A 21,693-nucleotide genomic window follows, 5' to 3' on the forward strand; every position below is an offset into this window, starting at 1 on the left:
TTAGTATTTTCACAAATAATTTCTATAAAAACATATGTAAAAGATTAATGTGAAATTTTATCCTTATATTGATTATAGAGTTTTTAGATGAAAAAATAAAGGGGGATTTAGGGATATTAAAAAATAATAAGTCCAAATTAAGAGATAGTTTTATGTAGAAAGCAATTATTCAAAGAATATTAATTAATTTTTGCTTTTATCTACAGCTGATTCTTTATGCTGAGGTGAATTTTTTGTACATTTACTTTTTATCATAGTTACATATACACCATATAAAAATGTTAGAATTGCCATTACGTATGGTAAGTATACTACAACTGCATGAGGTATTCTCGTAGAGATCAAATTATCTTCAAGAAGCATTAAAAATGATGTATGTGCAAGTATTGCACCTCCTATATATATAACTATACTGTATTTTCTCATGAGAGTTGCAACATATTGACTTCCAAAAAATATTATTGGTATATTCAAAAGAAGACCAAAGATTATTAGAATTATATTTCCCTTTGATGCAGCAGCGATAGCAAGTACATTATCTAGGCTCATTGTAATATCAGCAAGTACTATACTTGTTACAGCTGTTAATAATCTAGAAGAGCTATGTACTTCGGCATTATCAGCTTCAGCCTGTGGTTTTATGAAATCCCAAGTTATTTTTATTAAGAGAAGACCTCCAATAAATTTTATAGGTAGCCACTGTATCATAAGTATGTACGTTACTAAGCATGCAAAAATTATTCTAAGAAGTATTGCAGCAGTAACTCCTATTACAGAAGCTTTTTTTGCTAATGTTTTAGGGAGACCTCGTGTTGCTAGGGCTATTACACCTATATTATCACCACTCAAAACTATATCAAGTAAGGTAATTTGAAGGGCTCCTCCTATCATAATTAGTATGTCCGACATTTTGTTCCTCCTTAAATTTACTTGAATAAATATTAACTTTTTATATGGTTTTTAAAACTGTATAAAATAATTACAATTATTATTATAGTATTTTTAGTATAATATTTCAATGTAAAATAAATATAATATGGTATATAATAAGGAAAATGATATTGCACGCAATATATTATGGGATATGAATGCGAAAAGCGTTTATGCTAAGTGGGATAATAATAGTATAGTTAATATTAATGGAAAGAAGATGTGCATTGACAGCAGTTATTATTTTGGAAGTGAGTAGAAAGCCTAAAATTATTGTGATACAGTGAAGGATAATTTATTTGATTTTCTTTTTAACTAAGGCTATGTTTTAAATAAGTGTTGATTTTCACACTTATTTAAAACATAGCTTTTACTAATTAAAATGATAAGCATCCTTTCTAAGTTGTACATTTAAGACAAGTGATAAAAGTATAAAATTAGCTAAAAGCGAACTTACCCCGTAACTCATAAAAGGCAAAGTTATTCCACTAACAGGCATAAGTTTTATAGTCATTCCGACATTTTGAAATATAGAAAATATAAAAGATGCAAAGATACCTACACAAATCAGCCTACCGCTAAGATCACGAGTGGTTTTAGCTATTTTTATTATTCTATAAAGAAAAATAAAATATAATATGAATAAGAAAGCTGCCCCAACTAGTCCCCATTCTTCTCCTACAGAAGCAAATATAAAATCTGTATGAATTTCTGGTATAAAGCCATTACTTGCAAAGTTGCTTCCAAGAAAGCCTTTACCGAATATTCCACCAGAACCTATTGCAGTAAGAGACTGCTTAAGTTGATACAGTGAATCGGCTTGTGCCGTAGCAGAATTTATTGCCGAATCTGGAGTGAGAAGTGAGGTTATTCTAGCTAATTGATAAGATTTTAATAGCCCACACTTTACTACTATAGCACAAGCAGGAATTAGTGCTGCAAAAAATCCTAATATAACTTTGAGATTAAAATCAGCTATAAAAAGGATACCTAAGCTTATACACAAACAAATTATAGACATACCTAAGTTTGGTTGTTTATAAATTAAGGCAAAAGGTATTAAGGTATAGAAAGCTAATATTAAAAAGTTCTTAAGATTATTTACCTTTCCCTCCATAACATCTATTTTTCTAACTAATATTAAGGTTAAGGAAATCTTTGCAAATTCAGCAGGTTCCATTCCTAAAAACCAGGAGTGTGCACCATTTATAGGACGTGATTTTAATGTAGCAATCAAAACGATTATTACAATCCAATATAGTATTTCCGAATATCTCATTATGGATTTATAATCTATAAAAACAAGAAAAATGCATACAATAATACTTCCTATAAGCCCCTCAATTTGACGGTTTGAGAAGTAAGTTCCAGATGAATTGTATGTACTTGTATAAATGTTTAATATTCCAAAAGCTACAATTATTACTGCATTAATTAAGAGGAAGAAGTCCAATTGTTTTAATAAGCTTAATTTTTCTGGTATGTTTAATTTTGCAAATAATTTAAAAAAGGATGATTTCAACGTGGTTACCTCCATGGTTATTATAGTAAATTAATTTCTATTTAATTATATCATGATTTTGTAACAAGATTGTCTAATTTTTATTAAATTATATTGAAAATTAGAAAGAATATTGATATAGTAAGAGGGTGTTAAGGCATGTTAAAAAATATAAGTGGGATTTGTTATTTTCTTTAAGATGCCTAAGGAGGAATTTGAGTGAATTATCACAAAATAATTGCAGAAAGAATTAAGTTCCAGATTGATATGGAGATAAAAAATCTAGAAAGCTTAATTGAGGTACCTCCAAAATCTGAAATGGGCGATTTTGCACTACCTTGTTTTCAATTTTCAAAGGTTATGAGAAAAGCACCTAATATTATTGCAGAAGAGCTAGCAAAACAAATGGAAATTGATGGATTCGAAAAAATACAAAATAATGGACCGTATATAAATTTTTTTGTAGATAAAAGTATATATATTAAAAATACTGTTGAAAGTATTTTAAAGGAAAAGGATAAGTATGGTTCGTCAAAAATTGGTGAGGGAAAAACTATAACAATAGAATATTCATCTCCAAATATAGATAAACCTTTTCATATAGGACATTTGTTTAGTACTGCTATAGGAAATTCTTTATACAAAATATTTTCTTTTGAAGGCTATAATTGTGTAAAAATAAATCATATTGGTGACTTTGAAACTCAGTTTGGTAAAATTATTTCTGCTAATGGAGAAAGTTTTTATAATGAAAAAGTGGAATCAATTGTAAATGAAATGAAAGAAAAAGGACTTTTAGTAGAAAGTAATGGTGCCAAAGTTGTGATGCTGGATGAATACAACATGCCGCCATGTATAATTCAAAAATCTGATGGTGCAAGAATATGTAGGTCAATGGATATTGCAGCAGCAGAGTATAGAAAGAAAACGTATAATTTTGACAAAAATATTTATGTAATTGGACTTGAGCAATCGCTCTATTATAAACAGGTTTTTAAAACACTTGAACTTGCAGGATATGAATGGGCAAAAAACTGTTTACATGTGGGCTTTGGTCTAGTTAGATTTGCAGACAGAAAGCTTTTAATTAGAAAAGAAGAAGATAATTTCCTTAAATATTTATTAAAGAAAGCAATTTTAAAGGCAAATGAAATAATAAATGAGAAAAGTCCTAACTTGGAAAATGTAGAAGAAGCAGCTAAAAGGTTAGGAATAGGATCAATATTATTTACATACCTTAAAAGCGAAAGAGAAAAGGATATTGCCTTTAACTGGAATGAAGTGCTAAGTTTTGATGGTGAAACAGGAATATATGTACAATATACTTATGCAACAGCAAAAAGTATACTTAGAAAAGCTGGAAAAATATCACCTGAAGTTAATTATAAAAAGCTTAAGGCAGCTCTTGAATTTGAACTTGCTAAAAAGCTTCATGGTTTTAATGATGCTATAATAAGCGCAATGGATAAGCTTGAACCTTTTGTAATAACAAGATATGTAATTGATGTTGCAAAAGCTTTCAATAAATTTTATAATTCATGTAATATAATAAATACAGATGATGAGGAACTTAAAAATGCAAGGCTTGTTATTGTAGAAGCAACTTCTATTGTAATAAAAAATGCACTGTACTTATTAGGAATTGAGACAGTCGAAAAAATGTAAAGGTGGGATTCAAATGGGTTTATCAATAGTTAACATTATAATTCTTTTGGTAATAGTTATTGCGGTTATGCTATTTTATAACTTTGTAATTAAATTATATGTACTTCCAAAGTTTAAAATTAATAAATGGGTAGCATTAGCCTTTGGAATAATTATGTTCTTTGCAACTAATGTTGTTGGAGTTGCTGTAAAATTTAAAAATGGTCAGTTTAGTATAAAACAAATACCGTATTTTATTTGCATGGCTTTATTTATATTAGCGTTTTTTACTTTCTTTGACCTTATGGGTTGGAGCTCAGGTGCAAAATATGAAAAAAGGAATGCTAAAAAGGATGTTGTAATAAGACCTAAGGCAAAGCCTAATAGGGTGAAAAACAGAGATAAGGATAAGAAATAGTGCTTTAAAAATTAATAAAGCAAAGAGGCAAATTATTAAAAGACTTAGAACTTTTAATAGTTTGCCTCTTTGTTTTATAAAACTATATTTATGCACTAGTTTTTTTATAATGTTAGTTGTATTGTTCTACATTTAGATTTGTTTCTACTTCTGTAGAATCATTTTGAACTTCTTCAGAGAAGTTTAAATCAACCTGATCCAAAGGAATAATTTTAGTTTTATATTTTAATTTATAACCTATATACAATGCAAGGAACAGAGGAATTCCTATATAGGAGGCAATTAATCCTTGAAAGTCAATGCCATTTGGAGTTATACATGAATATCCTTGACCAAGTATTATAACAACGCACATTATTAATGCAAGTATAGGACCAAATGGATATAATATAGCTTTGTACTTTAAGGATTTTAAATCTTTATTTTGATGAACAAATGCTTTCCTAAATCTATAATGGCATACTGCAATACCAACCCAAGCTATAAAGCCGGCAAGTCCGGATGCTGCTACCAGCCAAACATAGACAGTGCTTTCAGCGAATATTCCAGTTAAAAAACAGAGAGAAGCTATTATTGTAGTTGCAATTAAGGAATTTACTGGTACACCTCTGCTGTTTGTTTTAGCAAACATTTTAGGAGCCATACCTTCTTTAGCCATTGAAAAAAGCATTCTACTTGAAGCATACATACCAGAATTACCAGCAGATAATACAGAGGTTAATATTATTGCATTCATTAAAGAAGCTGCTCCGGCTATACCAGCTTTTTCAAATACCATTGTGAAAGGGCTTGTGCTAACTCCTGCACTAGTAAACGGTATTATGGCACCTAAAATTACTATTGTACCTAAATAAAAAATTAAAATTCTCCAAAATATTGAGTGTATTGCTTTAGGTATAGTTTTTTCTGGATTTTCACTTTCTCCTGCAGCAACACCTATAAGTTCTGTACCTTGAAAGGAAAAACCAGCAATTAAAAATATAGCAAATAATGACTTGATACCACCATTAAATGGACCACCGGCTATAAAATAATTGTGAAAGCCAATTTTCTTTCCACCCATAATTCCCAAAATCATTAAAACGCCAATTATCAAAAATACAATAACAGTGAATACTTTAATGCCAGCAAACCAGTATTCTGACTCACCATATGCTTTTGAGGATAAAACATTTAAGCCTACTATTATCACTAAAAATACAATACTCCAACAAATTCCGGGCACATTAGGAAACCAATATTTCATTATTAAAGAGCCTGCAACCATTTCAGCTGCTATTGTTATTGCCCAGTTATACCAGTAATTCCAACCAAGTGCAAAACCAAGCGCTGGATCAATAAATTTGTTAGCGTAAGTACTAAATGATCCTGATATTGGCATATAGGTTGCCATTTCACCTAAGCTTGTAATTAAGAAATATACCATTAGACCTATTAGTCCGTAAGCTGCAAGTGCACCTCCAGGACCAGCTGTGTGTATAGTGTCACCCATTGCAAGAAATATACCTGTGCCGATAGAACCACCTAAAGCTATCATATTTAAATGCCTAGCCTTTAAACTCCTTTTTAACTCGTTATTTTGTTCACTCATTGTTTGTCCTCCATGTCGTTTTGAATTTTTATAGATAAACCAATTCAACTATTAAAATTTATGTGCATCATAATGCCCAGAAGATGGCATTTTGATACAAATAAATTTTAAGTTTCAAGGTGGTTTATCTTTATAAGTAGCTAACTAAGATAATGTAAGGAGTTTCAAAATAAAAAAATGCCATGAAAGCAAATTCATGGCATTAATACGAAACTACATATTTTATGAAATGTAATAAATAACGTATATTATCATTGAAAATAGCTCTCCACAAAATCATTTGTGACAGTCTTATACATATTTTGCATAAGCCCAGTAAATAGCATTAAAGCAATTAGTTATTTACTTCGGCGAAAAATCCTTTCATATTATTTCCTCTAGCTTGCATCCATAATATTACTATTAAGTTTCGCGCCTCTATCTCAGTTATGTACTTTTTAGTTTGGAATTAATTATCTACCTAAAGTTAAAATAAGTCAAGCTAAGTGGAATTACATATAGTTTAATTTATAGGTTAATTTGTTGTTAAGATGATAAAAATTATATAAATATTTATTAACTTTTACTTAAATAAAGTAATAATATTGAATAAATGATTTAAATAAAGATTGAGAGGCTTATTTACAGATGTTTCATAAGCTTTTAACCAAATTCATGTCCTGGTATTGTATTATTAACATAAGTATTACCTTCTAATGGCGTAAAACCAGATACCTCCATGTCTGTCACAGCAGGGTATGCACGATGGTAATCAGGAAACGTAAAATTAAGTGTATAGTTCTTTCCAGAAAAAACAGCTTTTGTTCCATCTCCTGTGAAAACTGCTGTATTAGTAGCAAAAGCGACTTCTTTTTCTTCGTCAGATACCTTATAGATAGTGAAGTTAAAAGAAGCATCTTTTACATTAGAAATGACGATTTCATAGTATTTTTTTATTGGGTTGTCTCCAAAGCGTTTATTGTCAAAATAAATGCCAGCATATAATTTGACTTTACCTTTTATATTAGTAGTATCTGCATTTGTAGTTGTTTTGTCTGTTATATTTGTTATATTGGTATTCATATTTTTATTTGTGCTTTTACCAGTTGCTGTTGAAGCATTTTGCTTTGTATTATTAGAAACTGATGTTTTATTATCAGTATTTGATGCTTCTGCAGACATTTTTTGATCGCTACTTAAAGATGTTTTTTCAGGAACTGAACTGCAGCTAGTAAGGCCCGTTACAGCAACTGAAGTTATTAAAGTTAGGGATATAATCGTAGTTATCCATGAGCTTTTTTTAAAATTGCTAATCATAATTATTCTCCTTTTATAGCCAGATTTATTTTTGGAAATTCCTGCCGACGATGGAATAAAGTTTGATTCTGATAAAAGTCGTAATAGTTTTATTATTGTATTGCCATAATGCTGATACTCATCTTTATTTACATACTTTAAAGCAGCTGCATCACATGATATTTCACAATCTTCATGCATTTTATAAAAAGCATACCATATTATTGGGTTGAAGAAATGTATGATTTGCAGCAATACAATAATCCAGTTTAAAAGTATATCTTTTCTTTTATAATGAGATAGTTCATGAAGAAAAATATATTTTATTTCATCATCACTTAAATTTTCCATATGTGCTTCATAAGCTAAAATTTTAATTTTCAAGAATCCATATAAAGAAGGGGTTCTTAATTTATTTGTAGTGAATATAGTAATGTTGCGGTTTATATGCATAATTTTTTTACAGTTTTTTAATATAGAAAGTATCCTTATATTGCTTGATTTTTTATATTGCTTAAGTTTTATAGCAAAGAATACATTTATAGATATAGTGTATATGAGCATAATAACCATACCTATTACCCATATGCAGACTATGAGTTTCATTATAAAATCATAATTTCTAGGTTCAGTTGTTTTTAAAGAAAATGAATTAGAAGAAGTTTGCTTTTTTAAATTAGGCTTACCTGAAGGCGCAGCTTTACTATTTAGAGAAGTAGCTGACTTATCAGTTGTGTCCTTGGTATAGGTTATATTTTCAATAATTTTTTGAGGTAAATTTATTTTTTTTGCTGTAGTGGAAAATAAACTGTATATGCTGGTAGAGCTTTCTATATAAAAAGGTACTATCAGTCGTATAATTAGTAATAGCCAGATATAATAATGCCATTTTGGTGTTAATGCTTTATTGAATATTTTTTTTACTAAAATAATAATTAAAGTAAGGATGCTTGCATTGAAGCTTAAATATGCAATTTGTTTAAAAATCCAAACAATAGTATCCATAATAAATTACCTACTTTTTCATAGAATGTAATAGCTTTTCGAGTTAGCAATTAATTAAATCCTTTTGTGTATTACAATTGTACTACAAAATCATATTACAATTGTAATATGATTTTGTCAACAAATATTTTTTTATATTCTAAATAAAATGTTTCTTGATAAAATTATTGGTTAGTCTATTTAAATTAAAACATAGTCAATTTAATAAAAGTGGAACTGTTGCTAATTTGAAATGTGAAAACGGCTATGCTATTATTTTAGTATATTGATAATAGTGATGGTGAATTATTTATGGACAAAAAAGAACAGATATATAAAGTGGCTATTAAATTATTTAATGAAAATGGATTAGATAAAACGCCTACATCAAGGATTTCAAAAGAAGCGGGAGTTCAGATGTTTTATTACTTTAATACAAAAAATGAATTGATAAACAGTATTTATTTAAGATGTAGAGATATGCTGCTTAACTATATAAAATTAGGGATAGATGAAGAGAAAACTTATAAAAATAAAATAAGAAAAATTTTTATCAATTACATTAACTGGGGAATTAACAATACTGATGAATTTATGTTTATTCAACAATTTAGTAACTCGCCTTATATATTAAATACTAACCGTAAAGATGGTATTAGTGTATTCGTAGAATTTTTTAAGGAAGGGGTTAAAAAAGAAATCATTAAAAATGCTGATATATATTATTTATTTTGGATTATAGTTTCTCTTTTTAATGCAAATGTTCAATATTTAATAAATTCTGATGAAAATTTAAAGGATAATGATGAATTTATAGATCAAAGCTTTGATTTATTTTGGAGCGGTATTAAGAAATGATGGAAGCAAATAAACCAGAGTACAGATGACAGAGTACAGAGTACAACGAAGGATGATTTTTTTATTGCTTACGCAATAACGTCGTATATGGTTCTCAGCGAAGCTGACAATATTTAAGTTTAAGATTTACCTAAGAGAATCGAAAGGTAAATCATCCTTCACTGTACTCTGTACTCTGTCAGCTGTACTCTTATCTACAAATTCTGGTTTAACAGGATACACTCAGTATGTGTAATTTCAATGTTTCAAGCTGTCTATCTATATTATTCCAAGTATTTGCTTAATGTATAAGCAATGCCATCTTCTTCGTTAGATAAGGTCACTTCATCAGCTACATCTTTTAAGGCATCTACAGCATTAGCCATAGCTACACCTGTGCCAGCATATTTAACCATTGAGGCATCATTGTGGCCGTCTCCAAAAGCAATCATTTCCTCTTTTTTATAACCCATAGGAATTAGTACAGAATCTAAGGCTTTGGCTTTATCAATTCCTTTAGCAGTAAATTCAAAGAAGAAATCTGCTGTAAACATACAACTCAAAGAGTCTTTAAATGGTTCCATCATTTCTTTGTAATGAGTCTCTAAATATTCAGGAGTTCCAGCAGTTAAAATTTTATTTAGTGGATAGTCAGCGAAGGTAGCTAAATCATCTTTTTCACATAATTTAAATTTATTATTACGACCTTCATATTTAATTATATTAAAAGGTTCACCTTTGTAATCTATCATATTGTTATAAACATCATTAACATACATGTAGTCATCTTTTACAACCATAGGTATAACATCAAATTTTTTCATGTGCTCAAGAACTGCTTGTCCTTGTTCCACGTTCATGGTTTCATTAAACAGAACTTTATTAGTTTCGCAATCAACAACTTTAGAACCATTAAAAGAAACTAAAAGTCCATGATTTTCATCCATTTTTAATTCTTTGGCAAAATCCATTAATCCAGAAGTAGGTCTACCTGATGCAAGGATTAAGATAATTCCTAATTCTTGTGCTTTAATTAAAGCAGCCTTAGTTTTTGGTGTAATTACTTTCTTATTGTTAGTCAATGTACCATCTATATCTAGGATGATTACTTTTATTTTATTCATATTTTTTATCCCCCACGTTTTTTGCTTAATTTCTCCTTAATTATACTAATTTTTATTTTATAAATAAATAGTATTATTAAAAAATATTTATCAAAAACTATTTATACAGTTTATCGAGGAGAAGCTAAAGTACAGAGTACATAGTACAATGAAGGAGGATTTTTCTCCGTTAGCACTACGAAAAATCTGAAAACTTATTTTTTATTGATGCGCAATTGCGCTATTGATGGCGTTCAGCGAAGCTGACAACATTAAGTTTAAGATTTACCTGAGAGAAGCGAAAGGCAAATCATCATTCACTGTACTCTGTCATCTGTACTCTCATAGATAAATTCTAATTTAACAGGATTCAATTTGGCATTAGCAATTTAGATTTTTAAATTAGTATATCTTTAGCTGCATCCAGTTGTAGAGCCGCAGTCCAAGCATACATAACAAGTTCCGTTTCTCACCATTCTAGTGGAAGAACAATTGCCGCAGGTCATAGTATAAACTCTTTCATCGGTATTTTTTTCTTTTATTGAAACAGAATATCCTTCTGGTTTAACCTGGCATCTTGAAAAGTCACCTAGTTCTATATCGATTATTTTGCTTACCAAATCAGAAATAGAAGTTACACTTTTTATATAAGGATGTTTTTTTACAAAGCCATAAGGTTCATATTTTTGTCCTCTAAGCATTTTTGAAATATCTTGAGCTGGCACGTGGTATTGGAGCATTACAGATAAAGCTTTGGAAAGGGAATTTAATAATCCCATTATTATAGTACCTTCTCTATCTGTAGTAATATATATCTCTGATATTTCGCCATTTTCTCTTCTATTTACAGTAGTATATATTTTAACATCGTCTATTTGAGCGGGATGAGTTGTTCCACGTCTTATCCCAACAGGTTTTTCACGGTTGGCATATTTTATTGGAGCTTTTAAATTTTTTACTTTGTTTAGAAGTTCATTATAAGTCATATCTTCAAGTTGTACATGATCATCTTCCTTGAGACTTGTATTTAAAGGTTGACTTTCTTTTGAGGAGTCTCTGTAAAGAGTTATGCCTTTAATGCCAAGTTTCCAAGAAGTTAGAATAACATTTTTAAAATCCGAAATGGAAGCATTTTTAGGGAGATTTACGGTTTTTGATATAGAGCCAGAAATTAAAGGTATAATTGAAGCAACCATGAGAACATGACCCATAGGTGAAATATATCTATTACCACTTCCACATTTATTAGCTGTATCGAAAATAGGCAAATGCTCTTCCTTTAAGTAAGGGGCGCCTTCCAGTTTACCATCTGCTATAGCTTCGTATTCAAAACCATTTTTATCTGTTGTGATAGTTTTTCTTAAAATATAATCTAATATAGCCTTAATTTCATTTTTTGGATAACCAAGGTTTTCAAGAGATTTTTCTATTAAAGGGTTAGTAATTGTCATATATCCGCCACCAGATAATTTTTTGTATATGACGTGGCTGAAAAATGGTTCTATAGAAGTTGCACTACAGTCCATAGCAAATGATATTGTTCCCGTTGGTGCTATTACAGAAACCTGGGCATTTCTATATCCAAATTTTTCGCCGCAGCTTAAAGCATCAGTCCAAACTCCTTTTAGACAATCACTTATATACTCAAAGTTCATATTTTTAAGAAGTGAGTGATTAACTTTTATTGGATCATAATCAAGATTTTCAAAAGGTGTTGTTAAAGCTCCGGCAGCTCTTGCATGGTTTCTAATTACTTTAAGCATATACTTTTTATTTGTATCATATTTTTCAAAAGGCTTAATTTTTTCTGCCATAAGTGACGAAATATAATATGAATAACCAGTGAGTATTCCAATTAAAGCTGAAGCTATAGTTCGACCTTCTTCTGAATCATATGGATATCCCATAACCATTAAAAGTGAAGCTAAATTTGAAACCCCAAGACCAGTTGATCTAAACATATATGTTTTTCTTGCTATGTCTTCAGTAGGAAAATGTCCAAAGTTAATTGATGCCTCAAGAACAAGCTGGACTAAACCTATTATGTGTTTATAACCATCAATATCAAAAGTCTTATTTTTATCATCATAAAATTTATATAAATTTATAGATGCAAGGTTACAGGAGGTATCGTCTAAAAAGGCATATTCACCGCAGGGATTTGTTGAATTTATTCTGTTATAAGGTGTATTGTAAATACCATCTTCTCCGCAAGGGCAAGTGTGCCAAGCATTTAATCTATCAGAAAAGAGAGGAGCAGGATCAGCACATCTCCATGCAGATTTATTTATGGCTTCCCAGATATCCTTAACTTTAATTTTTTTATTTACAGAAGAATCAATTCTTCCTTTAAGTTCTATAGTTTCATCTTGGTTTATATCTAAATTAGAAACTTTTTTCATAAATTCATTTGAAAGCATAACAGAATTATTACCATTTTGCCCTGAAACAGTTTCGTAAGCTTCACCCTCAAAGCTGGCATCATAGCCCATTTTACCAAGGGCCCTTACTTTGTCTTCTTCCTTAGCCTTCCAGGTTATATAATCCATTATCTCAGGATGATCTACGTTTAAACACAGCATTTTAGCAGCACGCCTTGTGGTTCCTCCAGATTTTATTGCACCTGCATTTCTGTCAAGACCTCTTAAAAAGCTCATTAAGCCTGATGACACGCCGCCACCCGAAAGCTTCTCTCCCTTTGCTCTTATGGAAGAAAAATTTGTGCCAGTGCCAGACCCACCTTTAAAAAGCTTTGTTTCCGTAACGTATTGTTCAGATATTGAGTGGTTCCCTAAGAGTTTATCCTCTATAGACAATATAAAGCAGGCAGATGCTTGAGTTCGTGAAAAGGCATCTTTGCTTTTAATAACTTTTTTTAAATTTGAATCATAGTAAAAGTTACCTTGATCATTTCCAGTTATTCCATATATAAGTGAAAGACCAGTATTAAACCATTGAGGTGAATTTGGAGCGTACATTTGATTTAAAAATGCAAATACTAGTTCGTCATAGAAAATTTTTTTATCAACATCATTTTCTATAATTCCTTCATCCTTAAGTGATTCACACCAAAATGAAACTAATCTATGGGCTACCATTTTTAAACTGTTTTCATAATGAGTTTCATTTGGAATTCCAGCTTTTCTAAAATATTTTGAAGCAATTATATCACAAGCATTTTGAGAATAGCTTGATGGAAATTCTAAGTCCTTCATATCTATTAGAATTTTTCCTGTTTTATGGTCTTTCATGAATACATCTACTTTTTTCCAAGTGAATAAATCGTAAACAGTTTTGTCTTCATTATTTTCAAGTTGCCTTGTATAAAATCTTTTAAAAAGTGTATCTTTTATATTCATAGTATCCTCCCTGTAATATCAAAAACTATATATTGTATTATATTATGGAATATGACACAATATGTTGTATTGATATTATAAAATAAAATAAAATTTCTTTCAATAGGCAAATTTGTAAAACAGAGTACAGATGACGGAGTACAGAGTACAGTTAAGGATGATTTTCTTCCGCTTTGCTACAGAAAATCTTAAAACTTAGTTTTTGATTGCTTACGCAATCGCGGAATTAATGTTGTTCAGCAAAGCTGAACAACATATAAGTTTAAGATTTACCTGACGCAAGGAAAGGTAAATTAACCTTAACTGTACTCTGCTTTACAAACATTAACATTGATATTTATATGCAATTATGAAATAATTATATTAATTAAGGTGACTTTGATAAAAGTTGTCGAATTTCAGATGGTTCAATACCAAATGAAATCTATAAAGCTATTTTAAATTTGGGGTGGTGAATTTATGGAGATTTCAGGAGTACGTAGTAATAAACCCATAAGAAAAGAAAATAGAAACGTTACTGTTAAAAAGGATTTTTCTAGAAATTTTAATTTTGCACAACAGCAAAAATCTGAGCAGCAGCTTAAGGATATGCAGGATGATATAAAGAAAAAGGGAAATAGACTTGCAATAACTAAGTGTTTTGCAGATGTAAAAGATTATAAAAATCTTATAAAAGAATATCTTGAATCTGTACTTAATTATATGTATTCGGTAAAAAAAGATATAAGCTTTTGGCAGACACAATATTTTATCACAGTAGAAACTATAGATGCTAAGCTTCAAGAACTTACAGAGCAAATTATGAGTGAAGAGAGAGAAAAAATAAATATAGCCGGAACCATAGACGACATAACGGGGCTTATAGTTGATATGTATAAGTAAGAGTACAAAAGACAGAGTACGGAGTACAGTGAAGGATGATTTACCTAAGCAATCAAAAAATAAGTTTTAAGATTTTCTGTAGCTTTGCTACAGAAAATCATCCTTCATTGTACTCTGTCATCTGTACTCTGTACTCTGTTTTAAATCCACGTATTAAATGACGCATCCGAAGGCATTCTCCAGTCTCCTCTTGGAGATAAACTTATAGTTCCAACCTTAGGGCCGTCTGGGATAGCAGAGCGTTTAAATTGTTGAGTGAAAAATCTGCGTAGAAACTTTTGAAACCAATCATTTATTGTTTTTTCATCATACTTATCCTCAAAAGCCTTATTTGCAAGGAAAAGTATTCTTTCAGGTTCAGCACCTTGTTTAATGAAATAATATAAAAAGAAATCATGTAATTCATAAGGACCAACAAGATCTTCGGTTTTTTGAGTTATATTTCCTGATGCATCTTTAGGTAAAAGTTCTGGGCTCACAGGAGTATCAAGTATATCAATAAGTATTTCAGAAGTATTTTTATCTACCTCTTTTTCAGCTACATATTTAACTAAATATCTAACAAGTGTTTTTGGTATAGAACAGTTTACTGCATACATTGACATATGATCACCATTATATGTACACCAGCCAAGTGCAAGTTCAGATAAATCACCAGTACCAATTAATAGACCGCCTTCCTTATTAGCTATATCCATTAATATTTGAGTTCTTTCTCTTGCTTGAACATTTTCATAAGTTACATCATGGTTTTCTACAGGGTGATTTATGTCTTTAAAGTGAAGCAAACAAGCAGGAACTATATTTATTTCACGTAAATCAGTGCCTAAGTTTTTACATAAATTTAAGGCGTTATTATATGTTCTGTCTGTAGTGCCAAAGCCAGGCATTGTTACAGTTATTATATTTTTTCTATCAATTTTTAACATATCAAAAGTTTTAACTATTACTAAAAGTGCTAGGGTAGAATCAAGTCCGCCAGAGATACCAACTACAGCTTTGTTAAGTCTAGTATGGCTAAATCTTTTTGCAAGTCCAGAGGTTTGAATGTTAAAAATTTCTCTGCACCTTATATCACGTTCGCTTTTGTTAGATGGAACGAAAGGATGAGGATCTATGTATCTATTGAAATTTGTTACTTCTGTTTTTGTATATTCAAAATTAATAATTTGAGCTTCAAAAGGGCAGAATTTTATGCTGTCTCTAAAACTTAAGTTTTTTAACCTTTCACTAGTTAATCTATGTATATCTACGATTGAGGTTAATACTTCATTATCTCTTTGAAATCTTTTATTTTCATTGAGAATAGAGCCATTTTCTGCTATAATTAGGTGACCGCTGAAAACTAAATCAGTTGTTGATTCGAAAACACCGGAAGAAGCATAAATATAGGAACTAATGCATCTTGCACTTTGGTTAGAAACTAAACTTTTTCTATAGTCAGCTTTACTTACTATTTCATTTGAAGCTGACGGATTTACTATTATGTTTGCACCAAGTAAACTTAGAAAGCTGCTTGGTGGAATTGTAACCCATAAATCTTCACATATTTCTATACCTACTTTAATTTCACCGCATTGAAATATTAAATTAGTACCAAAAGGAATATTTTTATTTGAAGGAAGATCTACAAATTTACTTTTAATATTCATTCCATCAGTAAACCATCTTTTTTCGTAAAATTCAGTATAATTCGGTATATAGCTTTTGGGAACTATTCCAAGAATCTTTCCTTTAAATAAAACATAAGCACAATTGTATAGGGCATAATTATACAACAGAGGGGCACCTACAATCACAAGAATATCTTTATTTGAAAGGTAGGTATTTAAGGCTTCAATGGCAGTAGTTGATTTTTTTATTAAAATTTCTTGCTCGAATAAATCAGCACAGGTATATGAAGTTATGCAAAGCTCTGGGAAAACTATTATTTTTGAATTTTCGATTTCAGCTGTATCTATACATTTTTTTATATTTTCAACATTAAAATTTATATCTGCAACGTTTGTCTTTGGACACGCAGCGGAAACCTTTATAAAATCATTTATCATTATCAAGTACACTCCTTATATAGATATATATTAACTTATTATATCACGAAAATTTGATTTATATAAAGATAAAGCAATTGAAACTTCAAAATTAATTTGTATCAAAATGCCGGTTTTTTGGCATTTTGATGCAAATTGATTTTGGTAGTTAAAACGGTTTATCTATAGATATAAGTACAAAAAAGGTGATAACGTGAGATTGAAAGAATATTGTAAACAAAATCACTTAAAGGGTTATGAAATACTACTTAAAAGGACGAAAATAAGACTTTATTTATTTCAAATACTAGTGTAAATTATATTTATTGAAAGGGGGAGAGGTAAATGGACACTATTTTAAAAATATGGATAGCAATTGCATTTATAATGCTAGTAATTGATATTTTTACAAGTGGGTTCTTATTTGTTTGGTTTTCTATTGGAGCAGGTGCTTCTATAATAGTATATATTTTAGGTGGCTCAATAATTAGCCAAGTTGTCGTTTTTATAATTGTTAGTATAATATGCCTTGCTATTGGATATCCATTATCAAGAAAACTTATTAAAAAGACTATTAAAAGAACTCCGCTTATGGAGGAAAATTACATTGGAAAGGAGATGATTGCCGAAAGCGATATAGAGGAAACTGCTAGGATAAAAGTTGGAGGCATTTATTGGACAGCAAAAAATATTGGACATCCAATTAAAAGTGGAGAAAAGTTCATTATCGCAAAAATTGAGGGAAATAAATTTATAATAAAGAAATAAAGGGGAGATTAAAATGTCAAAAATAATATTAATTATAGTTTTAGTAATAGTATTATTCATTATTTTAAGTTGTTTAAAAGTTGTTACGACAGGTTATGTTTTTATAGTTGAAAGACTTGGTCAATATCATAGAACACTTCAACCAGGTTGGAATTTTATGATTCCATTTGTGGACTATGTAAGGGCAAAAATTTCAACTAAGCAGCAAATTTTGGATATAGAACCTGAGAATGTAATTACAAAGGATAATGTTAAGATATCTATAGACAATGTTATATTCTATAAGGTTATGAATGCAAGGGATGCTGTTTATAATATTGAAAGCTTTAAATCAGGTATTATATATTCTACAATAACGAACATGAGAAACATAGTTGGTAATATGACCCTTGATGAAGTTTTATCAGGAAGAGATAAAATAAACCAAGAATTACTTCTAGTTGTAGATGAAATTACAGATGCATATGGAATAAAAATTCTTTCTGTTGAAATAAAAAATATAATTCCACCAGCTGAAATACAACAGGCAATGGAAAAACAAATGAGAGCAGAAAGAGATAAGAGAGCAACTATACTTCAAGCTGAAGGTCAAAAACAATCAGATATAGCTAGAGCTGAAGGTGAAAAGCAAGCCAAAATACTTCAAGCTGAAGCTGAAAAGCAAGCAAACATAAAACGTGCAGAAGGTCTTAGAGAATCTCAACTTCTTGAAGCAGAAGGTAAAGCAAAAGCTATTGAAAAGGTTGCAGGAGCAGAAGCAGCTGCAATACAAGTTGTTAATACAGCTATTATACAATCTGGAACAAATGAAACTGTTATAGCATTAAAACAAGTTGATGCGCTTAAGGAAATGGCTAAAAATCCAGCTAATAAACTTATACTTCCAAATGAAACTTTATCATCTTTTGGAAGCATAGCAGCTATAGGAGATCTTCTTAAAAAAGACTCTAAATAAAGTTAAAAAGGGCTGTGGCACAAAATTATTTAATATGCAAATTTTAAATATTACGAACAAAGGTGTAGTGCAAAACCAAATAACAAGGGACAGATACATTAAAAATAATGTGGTCTACGAGTATCTCTAAATCTTAAATAAAATTAATAAACCTAAGTGGCAAATTTCCCGAAAACTTAAGAACTTTCAATAACTCGCTGAGAGGCTGCTCAAACAATTGAAAGTTCTAAAGTTTTCAAAAAATTCCCCACTAAGGTTTATACAATTTTATTTAAAATATTTCTTCGACACTCGTATACTACATCATTTTTTAATGCACCTGTCCCTTGTTATTTTGATATTTATACCACACCTTTATTTCCAATGTTTAAATAAGTTTATATTACAAAATTTGAAATAAGAAGCTTTTTATACTTAAACTAGTTTCAATAGGTATTATAAAGAAAGGTTGAATTTAATATTTAAATGATTATAATTAGTATTATATAATATATGGGAAAAATAGAAAAATATGTACAAAATTTTTTATGAGGATTTTTTTAAATAAACTATATAGTTTATTTTTTTTGAAAAGTCTGATAAAATAATTAATAAAAGAAAAGCTTAGGGGGAATTCTATTGAAGATATTAATGTTATCATGGGAGTATCCACCAAAAAATATTGGAGGATTATCAACACATGTTTATAATTTATCCCACGCACTACAAAAACTTGGATGTGAAGTGCATGTTATAACTTGTGAGGAAGGTACTGCACCTGTAGAAGAAAATGACGAAGGCGTATATGTCCACAGGGTGGCTCCATACAACATAGAAACTGATGATTTTACAAAATGGGTTATGCATTTAAATTTTGCAATGATTGAGGAAGCTATAAGATTAATTAGAAAAATAGGAAAAATAGATGTAATTCATGCCCACGATTGGTTATCTGCATATTGTGCAAAAGTATTAAAGTGGTCGTATAAGATACCCTTAGTATGTACTATACATGCTACGGAAGAGGGCAGAAATAATGGAATAAGAACAGAAATGCAAAGATATATTTCATCAGCGGAATGGATGCTTAGCTATGAAGGATTAAAGGTAATGGCATGCAGCAATTATATGAAAAACGAAATAATTAAAACTTTTGCTGTGCCAGAGGAAAAAGTATGGATGATTCCAAATGGTGTAAATACAAAAGAGTTTGACTTTGAATTTAATTGGCTTCAGTTTAGAAGAAGATACGCAAACGATGATGAAAAAATAGTGTTTTTTATAGGAAGACATGTGTTTGAAAAAGGAATACAACTGATTGTAAATGCGGCACCAGCTATAGTAGAAGGTTATAATAAAGTTAAGTTTATTATAGCAGGAACGGGCCCTATGACAGAAGAACTTGAGAGTAGAATTAAAAACATGGGATTAGAAGATAAATTTTTATTTACAGGTTATATGAACAATGATAGTAGAAATAAGCTTTATAAAGTAGCAAATGTTGCAGTTTTTCCTTCATTGTATGAGCCTTTTGGTATAGTTGCAATTGAAGCAATGATTGCAGGGTGTCCGGTGGTTGTGTCAGATACTGGTGGTTTTAGTGAAATTGTAGAGCATAAAGTTAATGGTATGAAGATGATAAACGGAAATTCGGAAAGTTTAAAAGATAATGTTTTAGAGCTTTTTTATAATGAAGAATTATCAAAAAATATAAGAGAAAATGCAAAGAAAACTGTAGAAGAAAAATATACCTGGGACATGGCGGCTAACCTTACTATGAGAATGTATGATAGTGTTAGGGAAGAAGTAAAAGGCACAGAATGGGAATTTAATGAAGAAACTATTACAGGTAAAGTAAAAAGAACTGATGAAGTTAAAGAAACTGAAAAAGAAGTTAAGGTTAAACGTACTACAAGAAAGAGAACAAGTAAAGTTGCTTCAAGTGTTAAAACTGATAAAACGTTAGAAGCTTCAGAAAAAGATAAGAAACCTTTAGATGAAAAAACCAAAGAGGAAAAAAGCGTTAAACCAAAAAGGACATATAAGAGAAAAACAGTAAACAGTGAATCCGAAGTTAAAAAAGAAGAAGCTGTACTACCAAAGACAACTGCTAGGAAGAGGACCACTAGAAAAAAGAAAGAAGAACTTTAAGATACCGTAATTGTAAATTATAGAAATATTTAATCCTCTCTTTTCATATTGCATAAAATTAATCTAACTTGGTTAAACTTTATATGTTTATATAAGTTAATCTATTTTAAGAGAGGAGACATATTAAATGGCAAGAAACACGGATGGTGAGAGAGAAACACATTCAGGCAACAGTTTTGTTGGATGGATAATAAGATTGGTACTTTTTGCAGTTGTTTTAGGTATAACTTCATATTTGACACCTGGATTTTCAATAAGGGGATTTTGGACATTTGTAATTGCTTCAGTGGTAATTACTGTATTGGATTATATTGTTGAGGCAGTTATGGGAGTTGATGCGTCACCTTTTGGAAAGGGATTTAAGGGGTTTGTAATTTCAGTTATAATAATATATTTTACGCAATACCTAATTCCTAATATGAGTGTATCAATCTTAGGTGCAATCCTAGCTGCACTTGTTATTGGTGTAATTGATGCTATTATACCTGGAAGGGTTATGTAAAATTAATAATAATAAAAAAGCACTTATTTGAGTGCTTTTTTATTATTATTTTTTCTTTTATTTTTCTTTTTAACAGAATAGCCAAAAGAGCCTAGAGGTTTATCTGTTAAACCATAATATTCACCATGATTATAGCATATAAGATTTGCTTTATTAAAGCAGATTTTATTATTTGAATCTAATAAACTTTCATCTACTTTTACATTTAAAACTTCAAGCAAGAATAGATCATGTGTTCCAAGAGGAGTTATCGATTTAACTTTGCATTCTAAAGCTACTGGGGAGTCTTTTAAGGAAGGTGTAGATATAGAGATACCTTCTTCTAATGATAAATTCCAATGCTTGATTTTATCCTCCTTTTTACCGGAAACAACACCACAATAGTCTACAATTTTAACCATATTTCTTGTGGGAAGATTTATAACACATTCACCACTTTCTTTAATATATTCATAAGAAAGCCTTTCTGGTCTTACACCAATTGCAACAATAGGGTCTTTAGTGCAGACAGTACTTACCCATCCAACTGTAAAAATATTCAGCTTATTAGCTTTGTTTTTAGAAGTAATAAGAACTACAGGGGTAGGATTTAACATAACGCTGCCTTTAAAATTTAATTTTTTCATTTATATCCTCCAGTTAAAATGGGGCTGTCGCATTAAGATTATTTAATACGTAATTTTTAAGATTTGTGTATAAACTAATTTTGTGCGACAGCCCCCTTTTTTCACATCATCCTATATTTTAACATAACGTTAATAATTTAAAAATACCTTTTTTTAGC

At 29.9% G+C, this 21,693-nt stretch carries 17 protein-coding genes and 1 riboswitch; of the genes, 9 read left to right on the top strand and 8 right to left on the bottom strand.

Annotation, left to right across the window (positions count from 1 at the left end; translation table 11 throughout):
• Positions 1-183 precede the first annotated feature (183 nt).
• Complete coding sequence (locus CUEA01_RS04375; protein WP_234118821.1) at positions 184-909, bottom strand: TerC family protein; 726 nt, start codon at positions 907-909, stop codon at positions 184-186.
• A 127-nt stretch (positions 910-1,036) separates the two neighbouring features.
• On the opposite strand from CUEA01_RS04375, the gene CUEA01_RS04380 reads away from it, so the two are divergent.
• Positions 1,037-1,189, top strand: a complete 153-nt coding sequence (locus CUEA01_RS04380) for a DUF5412 family protein (RefSeq protein WP_234118822.1) — start codon at positions 1,037-1,039, stop codon at positions 1,187-1,189.
• A gap of 114 nt (positions 1,190-1,303) precedes the next feature.
• On the opposite strand, the gene CUEA01_RS04385 is transcribed toward CUEA01_RS04380, so the two are convergent.
• The gene (locus CUEA01_RS04385; protein ID WP_234118824.1) at positions 1,304-2,452 is read right to left on the bottom strand and encodes an FtsW/RodA/SpoVE family cell cycle protein; all 1,149 of its coding nucleotides are present in this window, start codon (positions 2,450-2,452) and stop codon (positions 1,304-1,306) included.
• A 198-nt stretch (positions 2,453-2,650) separates the two neighbouring features.
• Here CUEA01_RS04385 and CUEA01_RS04390 point away from each other — a divergent pair, with 198 nt between their 5' ends.
• Together CUEA01_RS04390 and CUEA01_RS04395 are read left to right on the top strand one after the other, a co-directional pair.
• The gene (locus CUEA01_RS04390) at positions 2,651-4,096 is read left to right on the top strand and encodes an arginine--tRNA ligase (protein ID WP_234118826.1); all 1,446 of its coding nucleotides are present in this window, start codon (positions 2,651-2,653) and stop codon (positions 4,094-4,096) included.
• A 13-nt stretch (positions 4,097-4,109) separates the two neighbouring features.
• Positions 4,110-4,493 (top strand): hypothetical protein, encoded by a 384-nt coding sequence (locus tag CUEA01_RS04395; protein ID WP_234118828.1) that lies wholly within the window; start codon positions 4,110-4,112, stop codon positions 4,491-4,493.
• A gap of 112 nt (positions 4,494-4,605) precedes the next feature.
• On the opposite strand, the gene CUEA01_RS04400 is transcribed toward CUEA01_RS04395, so the two are convergent.
• Together CUEA01_RS04400 and CUEA01_RS04405 are read right to left on the bottom strand one after the other, a co-directional pair.
• A complete protein-coding gene (locus tag CUEA01_RS04400; protein WP_234118830.1) occupies positions 4,606-6,084 on the bottom strand; it encodes an amino acid permease in 1,479 nt (492 codons plus the stop codon).
• 253 nt (positions 6,085-6,337) lie between these two features.
• Positions 6,338-6,512, bottom strand: a riboswitch (Lysine riboswitch).
• Positions 6,513-6,726: 214 nt separating this feature from the next.
• Positions 6,727-8,364 (bottom strand): M56 family metallopeptidase, encoded by a 1,638-nt coding sequence (locus CUEA01_RS04405; protein WP_234118839.1) that lies wholly within the window; start codon positions 8,362-8,364, stop codon positions 6,727-6,729.
• A 291-nt stretch (positions 8,365-8,655) separates the two neighbouring features.
• Here CUEA01_RS04405 and CUEA01_RS04410 point away from each other — a divergent pair, with 291 nt between their 5' ends.
• Positions 8,656-9,201 (top strand): TetR/AcrR family transcriptional regulator, encoded by a 546-nt coding sequence (locus CUEA01_RS04410; RefSeq protein WP_234118841.1) that lies wholly within the window; start codon positions 8,656-8,658, stop codon positions 9,199-9,201.
• Between the two features lie 263 nt (positions 9,202-9,464).
• On the opposite strand, the gene CUEA01_RS04415 is transcribed toward CUEA01_RS04410, so the two are convergent.
• Both CUEA01_RS04415 and CUEA01_RS04420 read right to left on the bottom strand, forming a co-directional pair.
• Complete coding sequence (locus tag CUEA01_RS04415; RefSeq protein WP_234118843.1) at positions 9,465-10,304, bottom strand: Cof-type HAD-IIB family hydrolase; 840 nt, start codon at positions 10,302-10,304, stop codon at positions 9,465-9,467.
• Positions 10,305-10,696: 392 nt separating this feature from the next.
• Positions 10,697-13,642 (bottom strand): vitamin B12-dependent ribonucleotide reductase, encoded by a 2,946-nt coding sequence (locus CUEA01_RS04420; protein ID WP_234118852.1) that lies wholly within the window; start codon positions 13,640-13,642, stop codon positions 10,697-10,699.
• A 459-nt stretch (positions 13,643-14,101) separates the two neighbouring features.
• Between CUEA01_RS04420 and CUEA01_RS04425 the strand changes: the two genes are divergently transcribed.
• A complete protein-coding gene (locus tag CUEA01_RS04425; RefSeq protein ID WP_234118854.1) occupies positions 14,102-14,524 on the top strand; it encodes a YaaR family protein in 423 nt (140 codons plus the stop codon).
• A 140-nt stretch (positions 14,525-14,664) separates the two neighbouring features.
• Here CUEA01_RS04425 and CUEA01_RS04430 read toward each other — a convergent pair whose 3' ends face one another.
• Entirely contained in the window at positions 14,665-16,575 is a 1,911-nt protein-coding gene (locus CUEA01_RS04430; RefSeq protein ID WP_234118862.1) for an NAD(+) synthase, read from the bottom strand.
• A 324-nt stretch (positions 16,576-16,899) separates the two neighbouring features.
• Here CUEA01_RS04430 and CUEA01_RS04435 point away from each other — a divergent pair, with 324 nt between their 5' ends.
• The 4 genes from CUEA01_RS04435 to CUEA01_RS04450 all read left to right on the top strand — a co-directional run bounded on the left by CUEA01_RS04435 (position 16,900) and on the right by CUEA01_RS04450 (position 20,909).
• On the top strand, positions 16,900-17,322 hold the full coding sequence (locus tag CUEA01_RS04435; RefSeq protein ID WP_234118863.1) for an NfeD family protein: 423 nt from the start codon (positions 16,900-16,902) through the stop codon (positions 17,320-17,322).
• 13 nt (positions 17,323-17,335) lie between these two features.
• Positions 17,336-18,277 carry an SPFH domain-containing protein gene (locus tag CUEA01_RS04440; protein ID WP_234118864.1) on the top strand — a complete coding sequence of 314 codons (942 nt, stop codon included), beginning with the start codon at positions 17,336-17,338 and terminating at the stop codon, positions 18,275-18,277.
• A gap of 618 nt (positions 18,278-18,895) precedes the next feature.
• On the top strand, positions 18,896-20,407 hold the full coding sequence (locus CUEA01_RS04445) for a glycosyltransferase family 4 protein (protein ID WP_234118870.1): 1,512 nt from the start codon (positions 18,896-18,898) through the stop codon (positions 20,405-20,407).
• Positions 20,408-20,534: 127 nt separating this feature from the next.
• Complete coding sequence (locus tag CUEA01_RS04450; protein ID WP_234118878.1) at positions 20,535-20,909, top strand: phage holin family protein; 375 nt, start codon at positions 20,535-20,537, stop codon at positions 20,907-20,909.
• A gap of 23 nt (positions 20,910-20,932) precedes the next feature.
• On the opposite strand, the gene CUEA01_RS04455 is transcribed toward CUEA01_RS04450, so the two are convergent.
• A complete protein-coding gene (locus CUEA01_RS04455) occupies positions 20,933-21,535 on the bottom strand; it encodes a flavin reductase family protein (protein WP_234118880.1) in 603 nt (200 codons plus the stop codon).
• Positions 21,536-21,693 lie beyond the last annotated feature (158 nt).

It is taken from the genome of Clostridium hydrogenum (assembly GCF_021432385.1).
GTDB classification, from domain to species: Bacteria; Bacillota; Clostridia; order Clostridiales; family Clostridiaceae; genus Clostridium_S; species Clostridium_S hydrogenum.

Excerpts from the sequence above, each read along its gene's own strand:
- CUEA01_RS04450 (WP_234118878.1), top strand. The coding sequence starts at position 20,535 with ATGGCAAGAAACACGGATGGTGAGAGAGAAACACATTCAGGCAACAGT.
- CUEA01_RS04375 (WP_234118821.1), bottom strand. The coding sequence starts at position 909 with ATGTCGGACATACTAATTATGATAGGAGGAGCCCTTCAAATTACCTTA.
- CUEA01_RS04410 (WP_234118841.1), top strand. The coding sequence starts at position 8,656 with ATGGACAAAAAAGAACAGATATATAAAGTGGCTATTAAATTATTTAAT.
- CUEA01_RS04400 (WP_234118830.1), bottom strand. The coding sequence starts at position 6,084 with ATGAGTGAACAAAATAACGAGTTAAAAAGGAGTTTAAAGGCTAGGCAT.
- CUEA01_RS04440 (WP_234118864.1), top strand. The coding sequence starts at position 17,336 with ATGTCAAAAATAATATTAATTATAGTTTTAGTAATAGTATTATTCATT.
- CUEA01_RS04405 (WP_234118839.1), bottom strand. The coding sequence starts at position 8,364 with ATGGATACTATTGTTTGGATTTTTAAACAAATTGCATATTTAAGCTTC.
- CUEA01_RS04380 (WP_234118822.1), top strand. The coding sequence starts at position 1,037 with ATGGTATATAATAAGGAAAATGATATTGCACGCAATATATTATGGGAT.
- CUEA01_RS04425 (WP_234118854.1), top strand. The coding sequence starts at position 14,102 with ATGGAGATTTCAGGAGTACGTAGTAATAAACCCATAAGAAAAGAAAAT.
- CUEA01_RS04455 (WP_234118880.1), bottom strand. The coding sequence starts at position 21,535 with ATGAAAAAATTAAATTTTAAAGGCAGCGTTATGTTAAATCCTACCCCT.
- CUEA01_RS04395 (WP_234118828.1), top strand. The coding sequence starts at position 4,110 with ATGGGTTTATCAATAGTTAACATTATAATTCTTTTGGTAATAGTTATT.
- CUEA01_RS04420 (WP_234118852.1), bottom strand. The coding sequence starts at position 13,642 with ATGAATATAAAAGATACACTTTTTAAAAGATTTTATACAAGGCAACTT.
- CUEA01_RS04415 (WP_234118843.1), bottom strand. The coding sequence starts at position 10,304 with ATGAATAAAATAAAAGTAATCATCCTAGATATAGATGGTACATTGACT.
- CUEA01_RS04430 (WP_234118862.1), bottom strand. The coding sequence starts at position 16,575 with ATGATAAATGATTTTATAAAGGTTTCCGCTGCGTGTCCAAAGACAAAC.
- CUEA01_RS04435 (WP_234118863.1), top strand. The coding sequence starts at position 16,900 with ATGGACACTATTTTAAAAATATGGATAGCAATTGCATTTATAATGCTA.